1 protein-coding gene is annotated in these 1599 nt (G+C 60.0%); it reads left to right on the forward strand.

Features of this window, described 5'->3' with window-relative positions; translation table 11 throughout:
• Nucleotides 1–146: 146 nt before the first annotated feature.
• Nucleotides 147–1599 (forward strand): tripartite tricarboxylate transporter permease (locus Q0H50_RS09510; RefSeq protein WP_294421711.1); only part of this gene is annotated, 1453 nt, incomplete at its 3' end.

The raw sequence follows: 1599 nt of genomic DNA on the forward strand, positions 1-1599 counted from the left end.
TTGTCCTGATGGGCGACAAGGTTTGGTGGCATTACGCCGTTGCGATCGTCATGTGCTTCATCATTTTCTACTGCTTCCGCTACCTGCTGTACATCCACCTGCCCAGAGTCAAGGTCTGGCTATTCTGACAGAAGGGAGAAACGAATATGACTACATGGCAATTGATCCTCACCGGCGCATCCAATGTCTTTACGATCGCGCACCTTCTCTGGATGAACCTCGGCATTTTCATCGGCGTGGTATTCGGTTCTCTTCCGGGCCTCACCGCCACAATGGGCGTTGCGCTGTTTCTGCCCGTCACCTTTGCGATGCAGCCGATCCCCGCGATGCTGCTTCTGCTCGGCATCTACTGCGGCGGCATATACGGCGGCTCCATCACGGCCATCCTGATCAAGACCCCCGGCACGCCCGCCTCGGCCGCCACCGTACTCGACGGCTATCAGATGGCGCAGAACGGCCACCCGATGCTCGCACTCGACACCGCTCTCGTCGCGTCCACGGTCGGCGGTATTTTCTCCGCACTCGTCCTGCTCTGGGGCGCGCCGTCTCTCGCGCGCGTCGCCGTGAAGTTTTCCTCGGCGGAGAAGTTCATGCTGGCATTCTTCGGCCTTTCCATCATCGCCACCATTGCGGGAAAGCATGTTTTCAAGGGCATGATCTCCGCGGTATTCGGTCTTTTCGCCGCGTGCATCGGTCTTGACCCGATCGAGGGGCTGCCGCGCTTCACCTTCGGCATCAACCGCATGCAGACCGGCATCGACATCATCCCCGCGCTGATCGGTCTATTCGCCATCACCGAAATCTTAAATAAGGTATACGTCGGCGACCAAGCCGTCGGCAAGGTGTCGCTCCCGAAGGAGCACATGACGCTCAAGCATTTTGTAGGCTGCCTGCGCGACATTCTCGTTTCCTCCGCCATCGGCACGATCATCGGCGCGATCCCCGGCACCGGCGCTACGACTGCCTCGTTCCTCAGCTATCTCGGCGCACGCCGCATGTCCAAAACGCCGGAGAAATTCGGCACCGGCCACATCAACGGCATCGCCGCTCCCGAGGCCGGAAACAACGGCGTTACCGGCGCTACGCTCATCCCGCTACTGACGCTCGGCATCCCCGGCGACTCCGTGACTGCCGTCATGCTCGGCGCTCTGACGATGCAGGGCCTCACCCCCGGCCCCAACCTGTTCACCAATCAGGCGCCGCTGATGTACACCATCATGGTTGGCATGATCATCGTCAATCTCTTCATGCTGCTGCAGGGCAAGCTTCTCATCAAGGCGTTCATCCACATCACGCGCATCCCCACCACGCTGCTCTCGTGCATTCTCGTCATTCTCTGCGTGGTCGGCGCGTGGTCCACGAACAACTCCGCCTTTGACGTTTACGTCATGCTCGCGTTCGCGCTGATCGGCTACTTCATGTCGCGCTTCAAAATGCCGACGACGCCGCTCCTGCTCGGTATCATTCTCGGACCCATGGCGGAGGAGAACCTGCGCCGCTGTCTCGCGCTCTCCAAGGGCTCTCTCCGGATTTTCGTCACGCGCCCCGTATCTCTTGGTCTTCTCATCGTCACGGCAGGCTGTCTGCTCATTCCCATCA

The sequence above is a fragment of the uncultured Senegalimassilia sp. genome (assembly GCF_934632265.1).
Lineage (GTDB): Bacteria > Actinomycetota > Coriobacteriia > Coriobacteriales > Eggerthellaceae > Senegalimassilia.